The following is a 22,323-nucleotide window of genomic DNA, read 5'->3' on the forward strand; positions in this document are numbered from 1 at the left end:
CGACCGGGCGGCAGGGCCGGGTCACGGCAGTGTGGGGGCCGACCCACCCACCAACCAGGCGTCGAAGAAGGGCCGCAGTTGCCGCTCGGTGACCCGTTCGGCCAGCGCGACGAGGTCCGCTGTGGTGGCGTTACCCGCCGCCCGCTCGGTGGTCCAGGTGCGCAGGATGCGGAAGAAGAGGTCGTCACCGACGGTCCGGCGCAACGCGTGTACGGCGAGCGCCCCGCGCTTGTAGACAGCAGTGCCGAACATCTGCTCCCGGCCGGGCTCGACCGATGGCTGCGACCAGTCGGTCGCCGCGTACTGGATCTCGAAGTTGCGCTGGGCGGTCCGGCCGCCGTCGTGCTCCTCCCACAACCACTCGGCGTAGCTGGCGAAGCCCTCGTTGAGCCAGATGTCGCTCCACCTGGTCAACGACACACTGTCGCCGAACCACTGGTGCGCCAGCTCGTGCGCGACGACGCTCGGGTTCGGCCGGTCGTCGGCGAAGAAGCCAGGCCCGTAGACCGGCCGGGACTGGGTCTCCAGCGCGTACCCGATCCGGTCGTCGGCGATCACGATCCCCCCGTACGAGTCGAACGGGTACGGGCCGAAGCGGTCGGCCAGGAAGTCGACGATCGCGCCGGTGCGGGCCAGTGAGGTGGCCGCGCCGCCGGTCGCCGGCAGGCTCGCGGCCACCGCCGTGACCATCGGCCGGCCGGCGTGCGTGCCGGTCACCACCCGGTAGTCACCGATCACGAGCGTGCTCAGGTAGCTGGCCATCGGGGCGCGCTCCGACCAGCGCCAGGTGGTCCAGCCGTCGGCGCTGCTCTTCGGCCCCGGCACGCCGTTGGTGAGCGCGGCCAGGCCGTCCGGGACGGTCACCGCCAGGTCGTAGGTGGCCTTGTCCGACGGGTGGTCGTTGACCGGGAACCAGGTGGCTGCCGAGTCGGGTTGCCCGAGCGCCACCGCGCCGTCGGCGGTGTGCAGGAAGCCGCCGCTGCCCAACGCCCCGTCGTCGACGGCAGTGGGGACACCCGCGTAGTCGACGGTCACTGTGAACTGCCGGCCGCGCGGCAGGCCGTCGCGGGGCGTCACCACCAACTCGCCGTCGCCGCGGCGGTGGTCGGCAGCCGTGTCGCCCACGGTGACGGCGCGGACCTCCAGGCCGGCCAGGTCCAGATTGAAGCGGGACAGGTCCTGGGTGGCGGTGGCCGTGATGGCGGCTCGACCGGTCAGCCGGTCGGTCGACGGGTCGTAGCGGACGTCGAGGCCGTAGTGCGCGACGTCGTAGCCGCCGTTGCCGTGCCCCGGCACGTACGGGTCACCGACGTCGGCGGCACCGGGCCGGAACCCGTCGCGGTCGCTGCCCGTGCAACCGGTCGTGACCAGCCCGATCACGCAGGTCAGCGCGGAGGCGACGCGCAGTCTCCGTCCGGTCAGGATCATGCGCACTCCTCCTGCGGCATTCCGGCCTCCTGCGGCATTCCGGTCAGGACGAGCGTAGTCAGCGTCGCCGGCCGTGCGGCCGGTATCGACGATCATCAGTGACTTTCGTCGAAACGAGCAAAAGCTGCCGTCGATCGAACCTATCTTTCGACTTAGACCGACGTTAGTGTCTGTCTCCAAGATGTAACGTGGTCGGAACATTCACGTCGGCCACAGTCCGGACGGCACCCCACGTCCTGGCCAACGGGCGCTCGGCGGCGCCCTGCGACGGGACCACGTCGCGCCTCTGCTGATCGTCATCGACGGCAACCGCCGTCGCGAAAGGTGGAACGATGCCAGATCACACCGCCCCCGACGCCACCCCCACCGGCCGGCTCAGCCGCCGGTCCCTGCTCGCCGCCTCCGCCGGCGCCGCCGCCGCGATCGGCGCGGCCGGCCTACCCGTCCTCGCCACCGGCACCCCCGCGCTCGCCAACCCCGGCAACGCGAGCAAACTGCGGGTCGAACCGCTGATCCCGGCCAGGAACCGCGGCATCATCCTCTACAGCGTCCGCGACCGGATCACGGCCGCGCCCGACGACAGCGGGGTGCCGTACGGCTTCGAGCGCGTCCTCGCCCGGCTCGCCGAGATCGGCTACAAGGAGATCGAGTTCGCCGGCTACACCCAGAGCACCGAGATCCTGGGCCGGCAGATCACCCCCGCCGAGATCCGCAAAATCCTCGACGACAACGGCCTGGTGGCCAACGGCACCCACGCCTCGATCCAGCCGGCCACCTTCCAGCAACAACTGGACATCGCCGAGGAACTCGGCATGAAGAACATCGGCACCGGCAGCGACCCGACCAACAGCGCGTACAAGGCCGAGTGGGACGCCGCCGCGGACATCTGGAACGAGCTGGGCCGGCAGGCCAAGGCCCGGGGCATGCGGCTCTACACGCACAACCACGACGCCGCGTACAGCTTCCTCATCGACCGTGGCCCGCGCGATGCGCAGGGCCGGCAGACCCGCTCCTCGGGTATCCGCCGGCTGGAGTACTTCTTCGAGATCACCGACCCGCGGTACGTCTTCTTCGAGCTGGACATCTACTGGGCCTACGTGGCCCGCTACAAGCACCAGAAGTACGTCAACCCGGCCGGCCAGGAGGTGACCGACCTGTTCGACCCGATCCTCACCGTGGCAGACCGGACCACCCGGTTCCCGCTCTTCCACGCCAAGGACGGCGACCGGGACACCAGCGTCCCCAACGGCTACCAGATGACCCCGCTGGGCGACGGCGACCTCAACTTCCAGCAGTTCTTCCAGACCATCGGCGAGCGCAACTTCCACCACGCCAACTGGGAGATGGACACCGCCCCCGGCGGCACGGACAACAGGGGCCAGTCGCTCGACTTCGCGGCGACCAGCTACCAGAACATGTCCGACCTGACGATCTACGTCGAGAAGTGAGCCCCCGGCGCGACCGGCGTCCGGTGGACGCCGGTCGCGCCCCCTCCACCGGCCACCGCGCCGGCTTTCGGTGACGGGTCCGATCGACACCGGCCCCTTCACCCGCGCCTCCCGTACGGCGACGGGACGCGCCCCGGTCCATCCCCCACGCAGACGTGCTGCCGGCCTCCACGGGCTGGGGATGCCGCGCGTCTGCCGACCACCGGAGGAACCGATGCCCCGACCGACCGGACGACGATGGTTCGCCGTCGCCGCTGGACTGATCCTCACCATCCCCCTCACCTCTGCCGTCCCCGCGACCGCCGCACCGACCGACGACGTGGCCCTGACCACGCCGGCAGTCGTGGAGAACGGACCGGCCGCGCTGCGCTCCACCGCCCGCGCCCCACAGACCTACCGGGTGCTGGTGTTCACCAAGACCGCCGGTGAGCGTCGCGCGTCCATTCCCGACGGAGTCGAGACCATCCGGCAGCTTGCCCGGGCGAACGACTTCACCGTCGCGGTGAGCCGGGACGCCGCCGTCTTCACCGCCACCGAACTCGCGAAGTACCGTGCGGTGGTCTTCCTCAACACCACTGGCGACGTGCTCAACGCCAGCCAGGAAGCGGCCTTCGAGGCGTACGTCAAGGCTGGCGGCGGTTACGTGGGCGTGCACGCGGCGGCCGAGACCGAGCCGGACTGGGCCTTCTACCAGGACCTGGTCGGCGCGAAGGTGGCCGGTGCCACGCCGCCCGTCCGTGGCGTGGTGGACGTGGCCGACCGGGCCCACCCGGCCACCGAGACGTTGCCGCGCACGCTCACCCTCACCGAGGAGTGGTACAACTTCAACCGCAACGTCCGCGGCACCGCACATGTGCTGGCCACTGTCGACGAGAAGACCTACACCGGTGGCGCAATGGGGTACGACCACCCCGTCACGTGGTGTAAGGACCACCAGGGTGGCCGCTCCTTCTACACCGGCCTCGGGCACAGCATCGAGACGTACCGCTCGGCGAGGTTCCGCGAGCACCTGCTCGGCGGCATCCAGTGGTCCGCCGGCGTGGTCGAGGGCGACTGCGGCGCCACGGTGCTCGGCAACTACGAGAAGGTCACCCTCAACGACGACCCGGGCGAGCCGATGTCGCTGGCCGTGCTTCCGGACGGCCGGGTGCTGCACAACACCCGGGGCGGTGAGGTGCGGCTCTACGATCCGGCCACCGGCGCCAGCCCGGTGATCACCACCGTCGACGTGTACCAGCACGACGAGGACGGCCTCCAATCGGTGGCGATCGACCCGGACTTCGCGACCAACAAGTGGGTCTACATCTACTACGCGCCGAGGCTGAACACCCCGGTCGACGACCCGGCCACCCCGGGTGTCAACGAGGGCGACGCCCCGGCCACCTCCACCGACCCGACCGTGTGGGACAAGTTCAAGGGTTACAACCAGCTCTCCCGGGTAAAGATGGTGGACTCCCCCACCCCGCGCCTGGACATGAGCACCGAGCAGCAGATCCTCCGGGTCGACGTGGACCGCGGCATCTGCTGCCACGTGGCAGGCGAGATCAAGTTCGACGGCAAGGGATTGCTCTACCTGATCACCGGCGACGACACCAACGCCGGAGGCTCCGACGGCTACACGCCGATCAACGAATCGCCGACCCAGGGCCCCGGCTACGACGCGCAGCGCTCGGCGGCCAACACCAACGACCTGCGGGGCAAGCTGCTGCGGATCAAGGTACGGGCGAACGGCACGTACGCCATCCCGAACGGCAACCTCTTCCCCGAGGAGCAGGACACCGCCGCCAAGACGCGACCGGAGATCTTCCTGATGGGGCTTCGCAACCCCTTCCGGTACGACGTGGACGCCAAGGGCATCGTCTACGTCGGCGACTACTCGCCGGACTCCCGCGTACCCAGTGCCACCCGGGGGCCGGACGGCACCGGCCGCTGGTTCGCCACCAACAAGGCCGGCAACTACGGCTGGCCGTACTGCTACTCGCCGAGCCTGCCGTACATCGACTTCGATTTCGTGACCCGGACCTCCGGCGCCCCGTTCAACTGCGGCGCCCCGGTGAACGACTCACCGCGCAACACCGGTCTGCGGGTGCTGCCGAAGGTCGAGCAGCCGCAGTTCTGGTACACGTTCGACGCGCGCACCCCGTGTGCCGGGTCGTACCTGGAAAACCCGCCGACCGGCTGCGACTTCAAGTGGCCGGTGATCGGTACCGGAGGGGTCGGTCCGATGGGCGGTCCTATCTACTCGTACGACCCGACGTCGACCTCCGAGGTGAAGTTCCCCGAGTACTACCAGAACGCTGTGGTGTTCGGTGAGTTCACCCGAGACAAGATCTTCATGATGCGCACCGACGGCCGGGGCACCCTGACCGGCGTCGAGCAGTTCCTTCCGGGCATCGTCTTCGACAACCCGATGGACATGGAGTTCGGCCCGGACGGCTCGCTCTACCTGCTGGAGTACGGCGACGGCTTCTTCCGGGCCAACCCGGACGCGCAGCTGTCGGTAATCCGGTACGTCAAGGGCAAGCGGTCACCGGTGGCGAAGCTCGACGCCACCCCCACCTCAGGATCGGCGCCGCTGACCGTGCGGTTCTCCTCGGCCGGCAGCTACGACCCGGACCCGGGCGAGTCCATCTCGTACGCCTGGGACTTCACCAGCGACGGCACGGTCGACTCGGCCGATCCGGCCCCGTCGTTCACCTACACGACCAACGGGACGTACACCGCAAAGCTGACGGTGACCGACTCCAGCGGGAAGACGGCCGTGCTCACCAGGGAGATCGTGGTCGGTAACACCGCGCCCACGGTGACCGTCACCTCCCCAGTGAGTGGCAGCTTCTTCACCTGGGGTGAAAGCGTGCCGTTCACGGTCACCGTGACGGACCCGGAGGACGGACCGGTGGACTGCTCGCGGGTGACCGTGACCTTCGTTCTCGGCCATGACAGCCACGGCCACCCGGACAGCTCGACCACCGGCTGCACCGGAACCCTCGCCACCCCGGCCGACGGCGGTGACCACGCCGGCGGATACCTGTACGGCGGGATCAGCGCCTCGTACACCGACCTGGGTGGCGGCGGCCAGGCCGCCCTCACCACGGTGGGCCAGGCGATCATCCAGACGCCCCGGCAACAGGCCGAGAACGCCCAGGTGAAGCAGGGCGTCGAGGTGGCCACCACCGGCGACGCCGGCGGCGGGCAGCACGTCAGCGCCATCGACCCTGGCGACCACGTCGCGTTCGACCCGATCAACCTGGGCGGGGTCTCGACCGTGACGCTGCGGCACTCCGGCGGCTCGGCCGCCACCGCCGGCACACCTCGGGCGGCGGTGGAGCTGAGACTCGACTCGCCGACCGGCCCGGTCATCGCCACGGCCACGCTGAACGCGACCACCGGAAACTCGGCCTTCATCAACACCGCGGTGCCGGTGACCCAACCGGCCGGGGCGCACCGGCTCTATCTGGTCTACCGCGCCGTACCCGGCGGTCCGACCAGTGGCCTGGGCAACCTGAACTGGGTGGAATTCACCGAGGGCTGACCCGCCGGTACGACGAAGGCCGGCCCCGCACCAGGCGGGGCCGGCCTTCCGGCGTCTGACGGATCGGTCAGCGGTCGAGGACCAGACCGACCTTCTGGAACTCCTTCAGGTCGCGGTAACCGCACTTGGCCATCGCCCGACGCAGCCCGCCGAACAGGTTGAGCTGGCCGTCGGCCTCGTCCGCCGGCCCGAAGAGCAACTGCTCCATCGACCCGAGCGGCTCACCGGAGACCTCGAAGGCGCCCCGGGGCAGCGACGGGTGGCTCGCCGCCGAGTGCCACCAGGCACCACCGGCGGGGGCCTCGTCACAGAGCGACAGCGGCTCACCGAGCATCACCGCGTCCGCGCCGCAGCCGAGGGCCTTGGCGATGTCGCCCGAGGTCTGGATGTCACCGTCGGCGATCAGGTGCACGTACCGGCCGCCGGTCTCGTCCAGGTAGTCGCGCCGGGCCGCCGCGGCGTCGGCGATCGCGGTGGCCATCGGCACCCGGATGCCCAGCACCGACTCGGTGGTCGACCACTCGTCGCCACCGATGCCCACGATCACGCCGGCAGCGCCGGTACGCATCAGGTGCAGCGCCGTCTTGTAGTCAGTGCAGCCACCGACGATCACCGGCAGGTCGAGGTCGGCGATGAACTCCTTGAGGTTCAACGGCTCGTCGGTGGTGGACACGTGCTCGGCCGAGACGATGGTGCCCTGGATCACCAGGATGTCCACCCCGGCGTCCAGGATCACCGGGGCCAGCGCGAGGGTGTGCTGCGGGGAGACCCGCACCGCCACCGTGCCGCCACCGGCGCGCAGCTCGCGGACCCGCTCCGCGATCAGGTCCGGGCGGATCGGCTCGGCGTACACCTCTTGGAGCCGCTTGGTGGCGCGGGCCTCCTCGTCGAGGCCGGCCAGCTCGTCCAGCACCTTGGTCGGGTTCTCGTAGCGGGTCCAGAGCCCCTCGACGTTGAGCACGCCGAGGCCGCCGAGCTGACCGAGACGCACCGCCGAGGACGGGCTCATGGTGGCGTCGGAGGGGTGACCGACGCACGGGATGTCGAACGGGTACGCGTCGAGCTGCCAGGACGTCGAGACGTCGTCGACGTCCCGGGTACGGCGGCTCGGCACGATGGCGATGTCGTCCAGGTGGTAGCCGCGCTGCGCGGTCTTGCCCAGCCCGATCTCGACCACGTCACGCATGGGGGACTCCAGGTGGTTGGGGGTGATGGGTCAGCGGGTGTGGTAGTTGGGCGCCTCGACGGTCATCTGGATGTCGTGCGGGTGGCTCTCCTTCAGGCCAGCCGCGGTGATCCGGATGAGCTGGCCGCGGCGGTGCAGATCGGGGATGTTCTCCGCACCGGCGTACCCCATGGCCAGTCGCAGACCGCCGACCAGCTGGTGGGCCACCCGGGAGAGCGGCCCCCGGTAGGGCACCTGGCCCTCCACGCCCTCGGGGACCAGCTTGTCGTCGCTGAGCACGTCCTGCTGGAAGTAGCGGTCCTTGCTGTACGACTTGGCCTGGCCCCGGGACTGCATCGCGCCGAGCGACCCCATCCCGCGGTACGTCTTGAACTGCTTGCCGTTGACGAAGATCAGCTCACCGGGGCTCTCCTCGCAGCCGGCCAGCAGGCTGCCGAGCATCACCGTGTCGGCGCCGGCCACCAGGGCCTTGGCGATGTCACCGGAGTATTGAATGCCGCCGTCGCCGATCACCGGCACGCCGGCCGGGCGGGCGGCCCGGGCCGCCTCCATGATCGCGGTCACCTGCGGCACACCGACCCCGGCGACGATCCGGGTGGTGCAGATCGCGCCCGGACCCACGCCCACCTTGACGCCGTCGGCGCCGGCGTCGACAAGCGCCTTCGCGCCGGCGTACGTGGCCACGTTGCCGCCCATGATGTCGACAGTCACGTCGGCCTTGAGCCGGCGGACCATGTCCAGCACGGCCCGCTGGTGACCGTGCGCGGTGTCCACGATCAGCACGTCGACACCCGCGTCGACCAGGGCGCGGGCCCGCTTGTAGGCGTCCTCGCCGACACCGATGGCGGCGGCGACGCGCAGGCGGCCGGCGTCGTCCTTGCTGGCGTCCGGGTACTGCTCGCTCTTGGTGAAGTCCTTCACCGTGATCAGGCCGCGCAGCCGACCCGACTCGTCGACGATCGGCAGCTTCTCGACCTTGTGCTGACGCAGCAGCGCCAGGGCGTCGTCCTTGCTCACCCCGACCCGCGCGGTGACCAGCGGAGTGTGGGTCATGATCTCGCGGACCGGAGTGTTCGGCTCGGAGACGAAACGCATGTCCCGGTTCGTGACGATGCCCACCAACTGGCCGTCGCCGTCCACCACCGGAACGCCGGAGATGCGGTAACGCCCGCACAGCTCGTCGACCTCGCGCAGCGTGTCGTTCGGGCTCGCGGTCACCGGGTTGGTGATCATGCCGGACTCGGAGCGCTTGACCAGGTCGACCTGGAGGGCCTGGTCCTCCAGCGAGAGGTTGCGGTGCAGCACGCCGATGCCGCCCTGGCGGGCCATGGCGATCGCCATCCGGGCCTCGGTCACCGTGTCCATCGCGCTGGACAGCAGCGGAATGGACAACTCGATGTTGCGGGTCAGCTTCGTCCGGGTGTTGACCCGGCTGGGCACCACGTCCGACTCGCCCGGCTGGAGCAGCACGTCGTCGAAGGTGAGGCCGAGCGGAACCACCCGGGCGGAGCCGGCCGGCAGCTCGGGCAGGTGGCCGCCCAGGTCGGCGTGCTCGACGCCGGCCGGAAGATCGGTGCTGGGCGAATTTTCCACGATTGCTCCCCTGAGCTGCTCGGATGGGCTTCAGCGAGGTGGCGCGGGCGGGCACCGGAGCGCGCCACGATGCCGGCACGTCGCCTCATCGTACCCAGTGAGCTGGGCGACCCGTCCGTGGCAGGCCGGCCCGGCACGGAGGCCGGGGGGCGGACGTTCGCGCCGCGTTGGGTCTACGGTGAGGGGGTGCACGACGAGCCCATCGACCCGTTCAATGGCGACCCGGCCGATCCGACCGCGGGTCTGGATGACCCGGGCGATGACGCGACGCCGGATCCGCTGACCGACGTCGAGCGGCAGGATGTGCTGGAAGACCTCGCCGACCTGGAGATCTACCAGGCTCTGCTGGCCCCGATCGGGGTCCGCGGGCTGGTCATCGAATGCGAGGACTGTCGGGAGCCGCACTACTTCGACTGGGACCTGCTCCGCGGCAACCTGCGGCACCTCCTCAACTCCGGGCGGCCCCGGGTGCACGAGCCCGCGTACGACCCCGACCCGGACCACTACGTGACCTGGGACTACGCCCGGGGGTACGCCGACGGGGTGCACGACACCCTGTCCGAGGGCACCGAGGACGAGCCGGGCACTCCGACCGCCACCAAGTGACGCCGCCGCACGGCCGGCGTACCCGGGCTGCTGCGAGGCGTACCCGGGCGTGTGGCTTGCCCCGCGGCTGCCAGGCGCGTACGTCAGGCGACGAGACCGGCCCGGAAGCCCGCCGCCACCGCGTGCGCCCGGTCCCGGGCGCCAAGCTTGCGGAACAACCGGCGGGCGTGCGTCTTGACGGTGTCCTCGGAGACGAACAGCTCCCGGCCGATCTCCGCGTTGCTCTTGCCCTCGGCCATGCCGAGCAGCACCTGAAGCTCACGCTCGGTCAGGCCGATCGACGCCCGACTGGGTCGGGCGGTCGGGGCGGGACGGCCCGGGTCGGTCTGCGTCGCCGGCTCGCCGGTTCCCGCCTCCGCCTCGTCGTCGCCCCGCTGCACCGGCACCGACGCCACACCGGCCGGGCCGTCAGCGGCAGTAGCCGCCCAGCCGGGATCGCCGGAGCCACGCGGCGACGGCCCGGAGCGACCAGAACCGGAACCACCCACCGCCGCAGCGTCGCGGGCCGGATCGGTGATCCGCTGCCGGGAGGCTCGGCCAGGTGCGGTGAGCAGCAGTAGAGCCTTCGCCACCGCACTGGTCAGGTCATGGTCGACATTCTGGATGAGCCCCCGGGCACCGGCGCTGATGGTGGCCGCCGCCGCCTCGGACTCCTCGGTGCCGAGCAGCAGCACGGCCGCCTGCGGCGCCCGCGCCAACACCCGGCGGACGAAACCGGCGCTGTCCGGCCGGGTGAGGGCCGTGTCGGCCAGGACGACGTCGGCCGGTCGCTCGGCCAGCCGCAGCATCACCTCGGGATCAGAGACGGCGGTACGAACAATCGCGGACAACCCCAGTCGCGCGGCAGCAGAAGTAAGGTGCTGGGCCGCGAGTGGTGTCCGAACGCATACAAGAACGCTACGCACTGTGGTCTCCTCTCCGCCAACGAGCAGACCATGACGCGGTCGGCTGGGGAGGGGGTTCCCGGCAATCCTTCGAACTTTTCCGACAGATGGGGCAAAAGCCGCAATTTCCCGGACGTTTTCGATCACACACGTGTGAGTTGACGACAGCCCGGGTACCGGGAGATCCAGGCCGGGAACGGTGCGCCTGCGCGGCCCGCCGCCCGGATGCCGGCCATAAGGATTCTCGCGGAGCCGCGCGGGAGGAGGGGTGCTGATGTCGAACGTACGTAGACTGCCCGGACCCATCGTCGACCTCTGGGACTGGCAGCGACTCGGTGCCTGCCGAGGGCGCGACAGCGCCCAGTTCTTCCACCCCGACGGTGAGCGTGGCTCTTCCCGGCTGCGCCGCGAGTCTGCCGCCAAGTCGGTCTGCCGCGCCTGCCCGGTTCGCGCCGAGTGCGCCGCCCACGCCCTGTCGGTACGCGAGCCGTACGGCGTGTGGGGCGGCTTCAGCGAGTCCGAGCGCCTGCGACTGCTCGCCGTCGGCTGGGAGGACCTGGCAGACCGCCGACACGCCCGCGTCGACGTCGCACGGCTCGAGGCCCGCCTGGGCCGCCCGCACAAGTCGACAGTCCCAGCCCAACGCAACGTCGCCTGACCCGACGCGTCCCCAACATCCGCGAAACCGCGCCCCCGACCCGGGAGGCGCGGTTTCGCGCGTTTGACCGCTTATGCGTACGGGTCTCGGCCAGCCACCGCCACCGCCACCAGCACGGTCATGATCAACACGAGTTCCTTGATGTCGGGGCATCCCGCCCATCCGGACGCCCCGACTTCCGTGACGCCGAGTGGATCAAGTCCGACTATGCAGCTCTTGAGGCAAGCGAAGACGACATCCTGGGCGGTTTGTCCGGTCTGAGCTGTTCAAGCTCGACGCGGGGTAGGCTTCTGCGCGGTATGCGGCTTTTGCTGGTGGCCGGCCGCACACGTGGGCCGGAATCATGGCCGGGCCGGGGTCGTTACATACCCTGACGATCGCAGCACCACCGACCGCCGTCCGGCCCTGGTCCCCTGGGCTGGTCGCGCAGGTGGGAATGCCAGCCACCACCCGGTCGTTACAGTCCCCACGAACGACCGCCCGGCCACCGCCACGATGAGGGTGCCGGCAGGTGGGCCACCGCGGAATGACCCCGGCCCCCCGGTCGTTACACCTGGACCCGGCGCCACGAGCCCCCCGCTCGCAGGCCGCCGACCTTGAAGACTTCTCCCCTGTTGTTTGTGCAGCGCCGGACGAGGTGCTCACACCCTGCCGCTGTTCCCCCTTGGCGTTCAGGGTGTCCTACCCCCGAAGGAGCTTCCCCCATGAACACGATCATGCGTAAGAGCGTGCTGTCTGTTGCTGGTCTCGCGTTCGCCGGTGGTGTGTTCGCCGGTCCGATCGCCGCCCACGCCAACCCGGTGGATGCCAAGCCGGTCGCGGTGGCCGTGCAGTCGGCGGCGCCGAAGCCGCAGGGCGACCAGTCGCACATCAGCCTCAACGACGAGCAGACCGCCAACGTCAAGGCGATCATCGCCGCGACGAAGAAGGCCGGCCTGCCCGAGCGCGCCGCGGTCATCTCGATCGCGACGAGCCTGCAGGAGTCGAAGCTGGAGAACCTCGGCCACCTCGGCGACATGAACGACCATGACTCGCTGGGCCTGTTCCAGCAGCGCCCGAGCTCGGGTTGGGGTACGCCGGAGCAGATCACCGACCCCGCCTACTCCACCACCGCGTTCCTGAAGGGCCTGAAGCAGGTTGACGGGTGGCAGGACATGCCGCTGACCGACGCCGCCCAGACGGTGCAGGTGTCGGCGTACCCGGACGCCTACGCCCAGTGGGAGCAGCAGGCCACCGACCTGGTCGCCCAGCACTGGAACAGCTGACCCACACACCCGCACCACCGCAGCACCGCACCACCCGCACCACCGCACGACACCGACCGCTGGCCGGCACCCGCAACCCCGGGGTGCCGGCCAGCGGCGTCTCCCGTGCCGTGCGGGCGAGCGCATGGATGCGGTCCGCTGGCCGCGGTTGCCGCGCCGCCGGGTGCCTGACGGAGGCGGTTGGCACGGTTCGGCGGGTGGTTGCCCGCAGATCTTGGACAGTTTCCGTTCGCGCGGAACGGAAAGTGTCCAAGATCTGCATGCACGGTCCGGGGTGCCAGCCCGGACGCTGGGCCGTGGATCAGCGGACGGTGACGGTGACAGTGTGCCAACCGGTCGCGCCGTCCGGGACGACGTCCTGCGTGCGTTCGGTCTGGGTTTCGCCGGTTGCGTCCGTCGCTCGAACCTGGAGCCGGTGTTCGCCCGGCGTGGCGTCCCAGCGCCAGGACCACTGCACCCAGGTGTCCACCGACACGGTCGGGGCCAGCGAGGCTTCCTGCCACTGGCCGTCGTCGACGCGTACCTCGACTCGGCGGATGCCTCGGTGCTGCGCCCAGGCCACCCCGGCGACGGTCACCGGCCCGGCGGTCAGCCGGTTGCGCCCCCGGGGTGCGTCGATCCGCGACTGGGTCTTGATCGGTCCCTGCGGGGACCATCCACGCGGCACCCAGTACGCGTCGAAGTCGGCGAACCGGGTCAGCTCCAGTTCGGTCACCCACTTGCAGGCTGACACGTAGCCGTAGAGGCCCGGCACCACCACCCGGACCGGGAAGCCGTGCTCGACCGGCAGCGGCTCACCGTTCATCCCGACGGCCAGCAGTGCGTCACGTCCGTCGCGGAGCGCGGCGGTGGGGGTACCACAGGTCCAGCCGTCGACCGACCGACCGACGACCTGGTCGGCGTCGTCGTCCGGCTCGACCTCGTCGAGCAGTTCCCGCAGGGGTACGCCGAGCCAGCGGGCGTTGCCGATCAGGTCCCCGCCCACCTCGTTGGAGACGCAGGCCAGCGTGATGTACCGCTCGACGAGCGGTCGGGCCAGCAGATCCGCGTAGCTGTAGGTGCGCTCCCTGCCGACCCGCCCGTGGATCCGCAGCCGCCAGGTGTCCGGGTCGACCTGGGGTACCACCAGCGCGGTGTCGATCCGGTAGAAGCCGAAGTTCGGGGTGACGTACGGCGCGAGCTGGGTCAGTGAGAGGTCCGCGCCGGCCGGCACGGCCGGCGCGGGGGCGACAGGCGCGGGCAGGCGAATGGCGTCCCGGGCTGCGGACACGCCGCGCCGACCGGCCAGCCAGCGCCCGCCGAGTCCGGCCACCACGGCCGTGCCGAGCAGCACCCCGCTGCCGGTGAGGAACCGCCGTCGCGACTCCGGGTCCACTTCGGCGGGCCTGACCGGCTCGACCGCCGCCGTCGGCCCGGCGGGAGTCACCGGCACCGACTCCGCCGGCGACACCGGCACCGACTCGCCGGGCGGCACCGGGCCGGCAGGCGACACCGGACTGCCGGGCACAACCGGACCGCCAGGCGACACCGGACTGCCGGGCGCAACCGGACCTCCGTGCGGCACCGGGCCGGCAGGCGGCACCGGGCCAGCGGTCGGGGTGGGTGGTGACCAGGGCCAGGGGTTCAGCTCGAACGGTCCGGCGATGAACAGCCAGAGCACCAGGGCGCCGAGACCCGCGCCGACCAGGGAGGGCAGCGCGTCGGCGAGGTCCGCGCCGGAGCGGGTCAACGCGGCGGCCACGCCGATGGCGCCGAACGCGGCGATGCCGGCCAGGCCGAGTACCAGCCGGCGAACCGCGAGTACGCCGAAGAGCGCGGCGAAGCCTCCCAGCAGCACTGCCGTGCCGACCAGCAGTGCGATCTTGTCGGCGGTGCCGAAGAGGTCGATGGCGAGTTGCTTCAGCGACTCGGGGACGGCGTCGACGACGACCCCGCCGACAGCGACCAGGGGCGCCGACCGGGGGCCGGTCAACACCGCGACCGGTTCGGCGATCCCGATCGCGACGGCGGCGGCGGTGATTCCGGCCAGCGCGGCGTACCGCCCTGATGTGGTGCTCATCGGCCCAGTGTGCGCGATCATCTCGCCGGGTCGCCAACAACGTCAGCGTTCGGTAATGACCTGCGAGCCTGCCAGACGAGTCGGGGCGCACCGCCGTACGGCGGTGCGCCCCGGTGTCGTCGCTACCGGATCAGAAGCCCGGGCCGTGCTGGTGGCCGTGACCGTGGCCGTGACCGCCGCCGGCAGCCGGCTCGGCCTGCTCCGGCTTCTCCACCACGAGGCTCTCCGTGGTGAGCAGCAGACCGGCGATCGAGGCGGCGTTGGTGACCGCGTTGCGGGTCACCTTCACCGGGTCGATGATGCCGGCCTTGACCAGGTCGACGTACTCGCCCTTGGCGGCGTCGAGGCCGTTGCCCCACTTGAGGTCGGCGACCTTCTGCGTCACGACGTAACCGTCGTGACCGGCGTTCTGGGCGATCCAGCGCAGCGGCTCGACGAGCGCCTTGCGCACGACCGAGACGCCGACCTTCTCGTCACCGGTGAAGCCCAGGTCGTCGTCGAGCACCGAGAGGATCTGCACCAGAGCGGCGCCGCCGCCGGGCACAGTGCCCTCCTCGACCGCAGCCTTGGTCGCCGCGATGGCGTCCTCGATGCGGTGCTTGCGCTCCTTCATCTCGACCTCGGTCGCCGCGCCGGCCTTGATGACGGCGATGCCACCGGAGAGCTTCGCCAGCCGCTCGGCCAGCTTCTCCCGGTCCCAGTCGGAGTCGGAGGCCTCGATCTCCTTGCGGATCTGGGACACCCGGTCGGCGACGTCGGCCTTCTGGCCACCGCCGTCGACGATCGTGGTGTTCTCCTTGTCGACCACGACGCGCCGGGCGGTGCCGAGCACCTCCAGGCCGACCTGGTCGATCTTGTAGCCCAGCTCCGGGGCGACCAGCTCGGCGCCCGTGGAGATCGCGATGTCCTGGAGCATCGCCTTGCGCCGGTCACCGAAGCCGGGGGCCTTGACCGCGCAGACCTTGAGGGTCTTGCGCAGCGAGTTGACCACCAGGGTGGACAGCGCCTGGCCGTCCACGTCCTCGGCGATGATCAGCAGGGGCTTGCTGTTCTGCAGGACCTTCTCCAGCAGCGGCAGCAGCTCCTCGATCGCCGAGATCTTCTGGGTGGTGACCAGGATGTACGCGTCCTCGAGGACGGACTCCTGACCCTCCAGGTCGGTGACGAAGTTCGGCGAGATGAAGCCCTTGTCGAACTGGAGACCCTCGGTCACGTCCAGCTCGGTGGTGAGCATCGAGCCTTCCTCGACGGTGATGACACCGTCGCGGCCGACGCGCTCCATTGCCTCGGCGATCAGATCGCCGATCGTGGAGTCCTGCGCGGAGATCGTCGCCACGTTCGCGATCGACTCCTTGCTGGTGACCTCGGCGGCACGGCCGAGCAGCGCCTCGGAGACCTTGGCGGCCGCCGCGTCGATGCCCCGCTTGAGGCCGGCCGGGTTGGTCCCGGCGGTCACGTTGCGCAGACCCTCGCGGACCATGGCCTGGGCCAGCACGGTCGCGGTGGTGGTCCCGTCGCCGGCGACGTCGTTGGTCTTGGTCGCCACCTCCTTGACCAGCTGCGCGCCAAGGTTCTCGTACGGGTTGGTGAGCTCGATCTCCTTGGCGATGGTCACACCATCGTTGGTGATCGTCGGCGCACCGAATTTCTTGTCCAGGACGACGTTGCGCCCGCGCGGGCCGAGGGTGACCTTGACCGCGTCCGCGAGGGCGTTGACACCGTGCTCCAGCAGGTGCCGGGCGTCGTCCGAGAAGCTCAGGATCTTCGCCATTAATGTCCCTTCGAAGCGCCATTGCCCCGGCCCGGCGAGCCGGACCGGGGCAGTGGCACTGATCGGTTGCTTACTTCTCGATGACCGCGAGGACGTCGCGGGCGGAGAGCACCAGGTACTCCTCGCCGGCGTACTTGACCTCGGTGCCGCCGTACTTCGAGTAGAGGACGGTGTCGCCGACCTGCACGTCAACCGGAACCCGGTTGCCGTTGTCGTCGACGCGCCCCGGGCCCACAGCGAGGACGGTGCCCTCCTGCGGCTTCTCCTTGGCGGTGTCGGGGATCACGATGCCCGACGCCGTGGTGGTCTCAGCCTCGTTCGCCTGGACCACGATGCGGTCCTCGAGCGGCTTGATCGCAACCTTGGTCGCGGTAGTCACGGGCATACCCTCCTGGGGTACTGGTTTCGTTGCTGGCCAGCGGGGCTGACCAGCGTCAATCTGCCTCATGCCACCGGGCGGTGCCGTCGTCGCGGGTGCCGGTCCGCCTGGCGTGCGCACCCGGGTCGCGAGACCCGGAAGCTGGCACCCTCAGGGTGAGAGTGCTAATCGCAGGTTATTCCGTGGCTAGCACTCCGTCAAGGAGAGTGCCAGCGCGCCGCTGTCCGTGTCGCCACAGTTCCGCCGGCGGTTACCGCAACACGCCCCCGCGCGGCCATGCTCCTACCGTCGGTTGGCCTGCCGGCTGACACCACCGTCCGGGCAGCCTGACCGGGCCGGGACAATGGCCGGGTGGATCTCGATCAGCTGGCGGCGCTGCGTACCCCCGAGGGGTCGGCCGCGCTCGCGGCGGCGGCCGGGCTGGCTGGCGGTGACCCACTGACCGCGGCGTCGGCGCTGCGCACGGCCGGTGTGCCGCCGACGTTGGCCGCGGCGGCACTCACCCAGGCCGAGCTGCGCCACCGGGCGGTCGGCAAGTTCGGCACGGCCGCCGCTGGGATGTTCCTCACCCGTCCCGGCCTGGAGCAGGCCACCCGCCGGGTGGTCGCCGACCGTCGGGCCGCCCGGCTGTACGCGGCCGGCGTGCGCACCCTGGCCGACCTCGGGTGCGGGCTCGGGGCCGACGCGCTGGCCGCCGCCCGTGCCGGCATCCGGGTGTACGGCGTGGAGGCCGATCCGGTGACAGCCGCGATGGCCGCCGCCAACGCCGAGGCGGCCGGGCTGGCCGACCTGTTCACTGTCGAGTGCGGTGACGCGACCGGGTTCGACGTGTCAGGGGTCGACGGGGTCTTCTGTGATCCGGCCCGCCGCGCCACCGGCACCGGGCGGCGGATCTTCGACCCGCGCGCCTACTCGCCACCGTGGGACTTCGTCACCGGGCTGGCCGAGCGGGTGCCGCGCACAGTGGTGAAGGTGGCGCCGGGCCTGGACCACGCGCTCATCCCGGCCGGCGCGGAGGCGGAGTGGGTCGGCGTGGACGGCGACCTGGTCGAGGCCGCGCTCTGGTGCGGTGAGCTGGCGGAGGTGCCCCGTCGTGCCACCCTCTACCGCCAGCGGGGCGCCGAGGCCCACCGCCACCAGCTCACCGGCTCGGGCGCCACCGAGGCGCCGGTCGGGCCGCCGCGCCGCTACCTGTACGACCCGGACCCGGCGGTGGTCCGCGCGCACCTCGTCGCCGAACTGGCCACCGACCTGGACGCCACCCTTGGCGATCCGAGCATCGCGTACCTCTACGCCGACCAGCCGACCCGAACCCCGTACGCGCGCTGTCTGGAGATCACCGACGTGCTGCCGTTCTCGCTCAAGCGACTGCGGGCGCTGCTGCGCGAGCGGCGGGTGGGCCGCGTGGAGATCCTCAAGCGGGGTTCCGCGCTCACCCCGGAGCAGCTCCGACGGGACCTGCGGTTGGCCGGGGACGAGGCGGCGAGTCTGGTGCTCACCCGGGTCGACGGCGCACCGACGGTGCTGGTCGGCCGGCCGGTCGATTAGCACCTGACACAGGCACTAACGTCGTCGCTGTGGCGGGACAGGGCACGCCGGCAACGGCACTGTTGGTCAAGCGCGGCATCGCGCATCGCACCCATCCGTACCGGGTGGCGCCGGACGCCCCGAACTACGGCGCGTTGGTGGCGGTGGCGCTCGGCGTGGCACCGGAGCGCGTGTTCAAGTCGCTGGTGACCGAGGTCGACGGCGCGCTCACCGTGGCGGTCGTGCCGGTCACCGGCGAGCTGGATCTCAAAGCGCTCGCGGCGGCGGTCGGCGGCAAGCGGGCGGCGCTGGCGGACCGCGCGGTCGCCGAGCGGGCAACCGGCTACGTACGCGGTGGGATCAGCCCGCTCGGGCAGCGCAAGCGACTGCCCACCGTGCTTGACGAATCCGCGCTGGACCTGCCGACGATCTACGTCTCGGCTGGTCGGCGTGGTCTGCAACTCGAACTGGCCGCGGCGGATCTGGTGGCGCTCACCGATGCCCGCACCGCGCCGTTGCAGACCCACTGACGAGCTTCGTTACGTCGACTGCTCCACGGGATACCCGCGGAGTAACAGTCGCGTTGCTGAATTGTTATCGCTCCCAACAAACTAGCCACCTGCGCGGTCTTGTGGAGCCGGTGTGACGCGAAATACGTTGCCGGACACAACAAAACAACACCTCCCCCACCTCCGAAAGGACCCTGCACATGCGTAAGGGGATCCTCACCATCGCCGCCGTGGGCCTGCTCACGACCGGCGGCTTGACCGCTTGTGGCGACGACTCCGGCGACAAGGGCGCCGCCGCCAAGACCCCCAAGATTGGCGTGATCCTCCCGGACAGCAAGTCCTCGGCCCGCTGGGAGACAGCGGACCGTCGGTTCCTGGAGGAGGCGTTCAAGGCCGCCGGCGTCCAGTACGACATCCAGAACGCCCAGAACGACAAGACCGCCTTCCAGACCATCGCCGACCAGATGATCACCGGCGGCGTCACCGCCCTGATGATCGTCAACCTGGACTCCGGCACCGGCAAGGCCGTGCTCGACAAGGCCAAGTCGCAGGGCGTCGCGACCATCGACTACGACCGGCTCACCCTCGGCGGCTCCGCCCAGTACTACGTCAGCTTCGACAACGAGACCGTCGGCAAGCTCCAGGGCGAGGGTCTGTCGAAGTGCCTGACTGAGAAGAACGTCAAGAACCCCGTCGTGGCGTACCTGAACGGCTCCCCCACCGACAACAACGCCACCCTCTTCAAGGCCGGCTACGACTCGGTGCTCAAGCCGAAGTTCGACTCGAAGGAATACGTCAAGGGCCCTGAGGACGCGGTGCCGGCGTGGGACAACGCGCAGGCCGCGACGATCTTCGAGCAGCAGCTCACCACGGCCAACGGCAAGATCGACGGCGTGCTGGCCGCCAACGACGGTCTCGGCAACGCGGCCATCTCGATCCTCAAGAAGAACAAGCTCAACGGCAAGGTGCCGGTGACCGGGCAGGACGCCAGCACCGAGGGCCTGCAGAACATCCTCGCCGGCGACCAGTGCATGACCGTCTACAAGGCGGTCCGGGAAGAGGCAAAGGCCGCCTCCGACCTGGCCATCGCCCTCGCCAAGGGCGAGAAGAAGGACACCGGCCAGACGGTGAAGGACGGTGACCGGGACGTCCCCTCGGTGCTGCTCACCCCGAAGGCCATCTACAAGGAGAGCGTCAAGGACGTCATCGCCGACGGCTACGTGACCAAGGAAGAGGTCTGCACCGCGGCGTACGTCAAGTTCTGCGCCGAAGCCGGCATCAGCTGACCGACGCCGCAGTACCCGCCGGAACGACCATCGCCGCCCGGCACGGGAGCACCCTCCCGTGCCGGGCGGCGCCCGCCGGACGGGCCCCGACCCTCCCTTAAGAAGGAGACCCCCGTGTCCGCGACCCCCCTGCTGGAACTCCGCGGGATCGACAAGAGCTTCGGTCCCGTCCAGGTGCTCCGCGACGTCGCCCTGACCGTCCACCCGGGCGAAGTGACAGCACTTGTCGGCGACAACGGCGCTGGCAAGTCGACCCTGGTGAAGTGCATCAGCGGCATCCACCCCACCGACGCCGGAGAGTTCCTGTTCAACGGTGAACCGGTGCACATCGGCAGCCCCCGCGACGCCGCCGCGCTCGGCATCGAGGTCGTCTACCAGGACCTCGCGCTCTGCGACAACCTGGACATCGTGCAGAACATGTTCCTCGGGCGGGAGAAGCGCAGCGGCATCGTCCTGGACGAGCCGACCATGGAACAGCTCGCCGCGGAAACCCTGGCGGGGCTCTCCATCCGCACCGTCACCTCACTCCGCCAGCACGTGTCCAGCCTCTCCGGCGGCCAGCGCCAGACCGTGGCCATCGCCAAGGCGGTGCTCTGGAACAGCAGGCTCGTCATCCTGGACGAGCCGACCGCGGCGCTCGGCGTGGCACAGACCGCCCAGGTGCTCGAACTGGTCCGCCGACTCGCCGACAACGGCCTGGCCGTGGTGCTCATCTCGCACAACATGAACGACGTCTTCGCCGTCTCCGACCGGATCGCCGCGCTGTACCTCGGTCAGATGGTCGCCCAGGTGAAGACCACCGACATCACCCACGCCCAGGTGGTCGAGCTGATCACCGCCGGGCGCTCGGGCGGGCTCGGCCTCGCCACCGACCCGGGCAGCAACGGCGACGGCCCGCAGCCGGCCGACTCGATCTCAGGAGGCGTCCGATGACCACCACCGCCGTGCGGAACGACGGCCCCGCGGCCGTCACACCGGCGCCGACCGTCGGAGGCCACGTCCGCAACTACCTGAGTCGGGTACGCGGTGGCGACGTCGGCGCGTTACCAGCAGTGCTCGGCCTGATCGTGCTCTGCACCGTCTTCGCGATCATGCGGCCGTCGTCGTTCCTGTCGGCCGGCAACTTCGCCAACCTCTTCACCCAGGGCGCGGCGGTCACGCTGATCGCAATGGGCCTGGTCTTCGTTCTGCTGCTGGGCGAGATCGACCTCTCCGCCGGGTTCGCCAGCGGCGTCTGCGCGGCGGTGCTGGCCAATGTGGTCACGGTGCTCGGCTACCCGTGGTGGGTCGCCGTGCTCGCCGCGGTCGCGACCGGTGTGGTCATCGGCACCACGCTCGGCATGCTCGTCGCGAAGATCGGCATCCCGTCCTTCGTGGTCACCCTCGCCGGTTTCCTCGCCTTCCAGGGTGTGGTGTTGCTGCTCGTCAAGGAGGGCACCAACATCTCGGTCCGCGACGAGGTGCTGGTCGCCATCGCCAACCGCAACCTCGCCCCCACCCTGGGCTGGGCGCTGACCGCCCTCGCGGTCGTCGGCTACGCGGCGGTTCAACTGCTGCGCCACCGCAACCGGGTGGCCCGCGGTCTGATCACCGACCCGATCGCCGTGGTGGCGCTGCGGATCGGCGGGCTCGCCGTCATCCTCGGCACCGCGATGTACGTCCTCAACCTGGAGCGCAGCCGCAACGTCCTCATCGTCTCGCTCAAGGGTGTGCCGATCGTGGTGCCGATCATCGCGGTGCTGCTGGTCATCTGGACCTTCGTGCTCCAACGCACCAGCTACGGCCGGCACATCTACGCAGTGGGCGGCAACCGGGAAGCGGCCCGCCGGGCCGGCATCGACGTCGACCGGATCCGGATCTCGGTCTTCGTCATCTGCTCGTCCATGGCCGCCATCGGTGGCATCGTGGCGGCCAGCCGGGCCAACTCCGTCGACCCGAACACCGGGGGCAGTAACGTACTGCTCTATGCGGTCGGTGCCGCCGTGATCGGTGGCACCAGCCTCTTCGGCGGCAAGGGCCGCGTCCTCGACGCCGTGCTCGGCGGCGCGGTGGTCGCGGTCATCGAAAACGGAATGGGCCTGATGGGGTACAGCGCGGGAGTCAAGTACGTGGTCACCGGCGTCGTGCTGCTGCTCGCCGCCAGCGTCGACGCGCTCTCCCGCCGCCGCGCGGCAGCCACCGGCACCCGCTGA

At 70.4% G+C, this 22,323-nt stretch carries 17 protein-coding genes; 10 read left to right on the top strand and 7 right to left on the bottom strand.

The features are described 5' to 3' along the window. Positions 1-21: 21 nt before the first annotated feature. Positions 22-1,428, bottom strand: a complete 1,407-nt coding sequence (locus ACQP0U_RS28610; RefSeq protein ID WP_433313056.1) for a M1 family metallopeptidase — start codon at positions 1,426-1,428, stop codon at positions 22-24. A gap of 332 nt (positions 1,429-1,760) precedes the next feature. On the opposite strand from ACQP0U_RS28610, the gene ACQP0U_RS28615 reads away from it, so the two are divergent. Next, positions 1,761-2,876, top strand: coding sequence for a sugar phosphate isomerase/epimerase family protein (locus tag ACQP0U_RS28615; protein WP_433313059.1), 1,116 nt, complete (start codon positions 1,761-1,763; stop codon positions 2,874-2,876). Between the two features lie 214 nt (positions 2,877-3,090). Beyond that, on the top strand, positions 3,091-6,408 hold the full coding sequence (locus ACQP0U_RS28620; RefSeq protein WP_433313062.1) for a ThuA domain-containing protein: 3,318 nt from the start codon (positions 3,091-3,093) through the stop codon (positions 6,406-6,408). A gap of 67 nt (positions 6,409-6,475) precedes the next feature. Here the strand turns inward: ACQP0U_RS28620 and ACQP0U_RS28625 are convergent, their stop codons facing one another. Continuing rightward, a complete protein-coding gene (locus ACQP0U_RS28625; protein ID WP_433313065.1) occupies positions 6,476-7,594 on the bottom strand; it encodes a GuaB3 family IMP dehydrogenase-related protein in 1,119 nt (372 codons plus the stop codon). A 30-nt stretch (positions 7,595-7,624) separates the two neighbouring features. Beyond that, positions 7,625-9,187, bottom strand: a complete 1,563-nt coding sequence (gene guaB, locus ACQP0U_RS28630) for an IMP dehydrogenase (protein WP_433313068.1) — start codon at positions 9,185-9,187, stop codon at positions 7,625-7,627. A gap of 186 nt (positions 9,188-9,373) precedes the next feature. On the opposite strand from guaB, the gene ACQP0U_RS28635 reads away from it, so the two are divergent. Continuing rightward, positions 9,374-9,793: a DUF5319 domain-containing protein gene (locus ACQP0U_RS28635; protein WP_357358508.1), complete on the top strand. Its 420-nt coding sequence runs from the start codon at positions 9,374-9,376 to the stop codon at positions 9,791-9,793. Between the two features lie 83 nt (positions 9,794-9,876). Here the strand turns inward: ACQP0U_RS28635 and ACQP0U_RS28640 are convergent, their stop codons facing one another. Next, positions 9,877-10,698: a response regulator transcription factor gene (locus tag ACQP0U_RS28640; protein ID WP_433313072.1), complete on the bottom strand. Its 822-nt coding sequence runs from the start codon at positions 10,696-10,698 to the stop codon at positions 9,877-9,879. Between the two features lie 253 nt (positions 10,699-10,951). On the opposite strand from ACQP0U_RS28640, the gene ACQP0U_RS28645 reads away from it, so the two are divergent. Together ACQP0U_RS28645 and ACQP0U_RS28650 are read left to right on the top strand one after the other, a co-directional pair. Beyond that, a complete protein-coding gene (locus ACQP0U_RS28645; RefSeq protein WP_091406539.1) occupies positions 10,952-11,335 on the top strand; it encodes a WhiB family transcriptional regulator in 384 nt (127 codons plus the stop codon). Between the two features lie 704 nt (positions 11,336-12,039). Then, positions 12,040-12,600 (top strand): hypothetical protein, encoded by a 561-nt coding sequence (locus ACQP0U_RS28650; RefSeq protein WP_433313074.1) that lies wholly within the window; start codon positions 12,040-12,042, stop codon positions 12,598-12,600. Between the two features lie 301 nt (positions 12,601-12,901). Here ACQP0U_RS28650 and ACQP0U_RS28655 read toward each other — a convergent pair whose 3' ends face one another. The 3 genes from ACQP0U_RS28655 to groES form a co-directional block, all read right to left on the bottom strand. Beyond that, positions 12,902-14,659 carry a molybdopterin-dependent oxidoreductase gene (locus tag ACQP0U_RS28655; protein WP_433313077.1) on the bottom strand — a complete coding sequence of 586 codons (1,758 nt, stop codon included), beginning with the start codon at positions 14,657-14,659 and terminating at the stop codon, positions 12,902-12,904. A 130-nt stretch (positions 14,660-14,789) separates the two neighbouring features. Further along, the gene (groL, locus tag ACQP0U_RS28660; RefSeq protein WP_433313080.1) at positions 14,790-16,430 is read right to left on the bottom strand and encodes a chaperonin GroEL; all 1,641 of its coding nucleotides are present in this window, start codon (positions 16,428-16,430) and stop codon (positions 14,790-14,792) included. 70 nt (positions 16,431-16,500) lie between these two features. Next, positions 16,501-16,815: a co-chaperone GroES gene (gene groES / locus ACQP0U_RS28665; RefSeq protein WP_030330046.1), complete on the bottom strand. Its 315-nt coding sequence runs from the start codon at positions 16,813-16,815 to the stop codon at positions 16,501-16,503. A gap of 345 nt (positions 16,816-17,160) precedes the next feature. Here groES and ACQP0U_RS28670 point away from each other — a divergent pair, with 345 nt between their 5' ends. The 5 genes from ACQP0U_RS28670 (at position 17,161) to ACQP0U_RS28690 (ending at position 22,323) form a co-directional block, all read left to right on the top strand. Continuing rightward, positions 17,161-18,357, top strand: a complete 1,197-nt coding sequence (locus ACQP0U_RS28670; protein ID WP_433313083.1) for a THUMP-like domain-containing protein — start codon at positions 17,161-17,163, stop codon at positions 18,355-18,357. Between the two features lie 29 nt (positions 18,358-18,386). Further along, on the top strand, positions 18,387-18,866 hold the full coding sequence (gene ybaK, locus ACQP0U_RS28675; protein WP_433313086.1) for a Cys-tRNA(Pro) deacylase: 480 nt from the start codon (positions 18,387-18,389) through the stop codon (positions 18,864-18,866). A gap of 179 nt (positions 18,867-19,045) precedes the next feature. Next, entirely contained in the window at positions 19,046-20,131 is a 1,086-nt protein-coding gene (locus ACQP0U_RS28680; RefSeq protein WP_433313089.1) for a sugar ABC transporter substrate-binding protein, read from the top strand. A gap of 114 nt (positions 20,132-20,245) precedes the next feature. Continuing rightward, the gene (locus tag ACQP0U_RS28685; protein WP_433313092.1) at positions 20,246-21,064 is read left to right on the top strand and encodes an ATP-binding cassette domain-containing protein; all 819 of its coding nucleotides are present in this window, start codon (positions 20,246-20,248) and stop codon (positions 21,062-21,064) included. Continuing rightward, positions 21,061-22,323, top strand: coding sequence for a sugar ABC transporter permease (locus ACQP0U_RS28690; RefSeq protein ID WP_433313094.1), 1,263 nt, complete (start codon positions 21,061-21,063; stop codon positions 22,321-22,323). The genes ACQP0U_RS28685 and ACQP0U_RS28690 overlap by 4 nt, the downstream gene beginning before the upstream one ends.

The organism is Micromonospora sp. CA-269861 (assembly GCF_050948505.1).
In the GTDB taxonomy this organism is placed as follows: Bacteria; Actinomycetota; Actinomycetes; order Mycobacteriales; family Micromonosporaceae; genus Micromonospora.

Coding starts and splice junctions, on each gene's coding strand:
- ACQP0U_RS28610 (WP_433313056.1), bottom strand. CDS start 1,428: ATGATCCTGACCGGACGGAGACTGCGCGTCGCCTCCGCGCTGACCTGC.
- ACQP0U_RS28615 (WP_433313059.1), top strand. CDS start 1,761: ATGCCAGATCACACCGCCCCCGACGCCACCCCCACCGGCCGGCTCAGC.
- ACQP0U_RS28620 (WP_433313062.1), top strand. CDS start 3,091: ATGCCCCGACCGACCGGACGACGATGGTTCGCCGTCGCCGCTGGACTG.
- ACQP0U_RS28625 (WP_433313065.1), bottom strand. CDS start 7,594: ATGCGTGACGTGGTCGAGATCGGGCTGGGCAAGACCGCGCAGCGCGGC.
- ACQP0U_RS28645 (WP_091406539.1), top strand. CDS start 10,952: ATGTCGAACGTACGTAGACTGCCCGGACCCATCGTCGACCTCTGGGAC.
- ACQP0U_RS28650 (WP_433313074.1), top strand. CDS start 12,040: ATGAACACGATCATGCGTAAGAGCGTGCTGTCTGTTGCTGGTCTCGCG.
- ACQP0U_RS28655 (WP_433313077.1), bottom strand. CDS start 14,659: ATGAGCACCACATCAGGGCGGTACGCCGCGCTGGCCGGAATCACCGCC.
- groL (WP_433313080.1), bottom strand. CDS start 16,430: ATGGCGAAGATCCTGAGCTTCTCGGACGACGCCCGGCACCTGCTGGAG.
- groES (WP_030330046.1), bottom strand. CDS start 16,815: ATGCCCGTGACTACCGCGACCAAGGTTGCGATCAAGCCGCTCGAGGAC.
- ACQP0U_RS28680 (WP_433313089.1), top strand. CDS start 19,046: ATGCGTAAGGGGATCCTCACCATCGCCGCCGTGGGCCTGCTCACGACC.
- ACQP0U_RS28690 (WP_433313094.1), top strand. CDS start 21,061: ATGACCACCACCGCCGTGCGGAACGACGGCCCCGCGGCCGTCACACCG.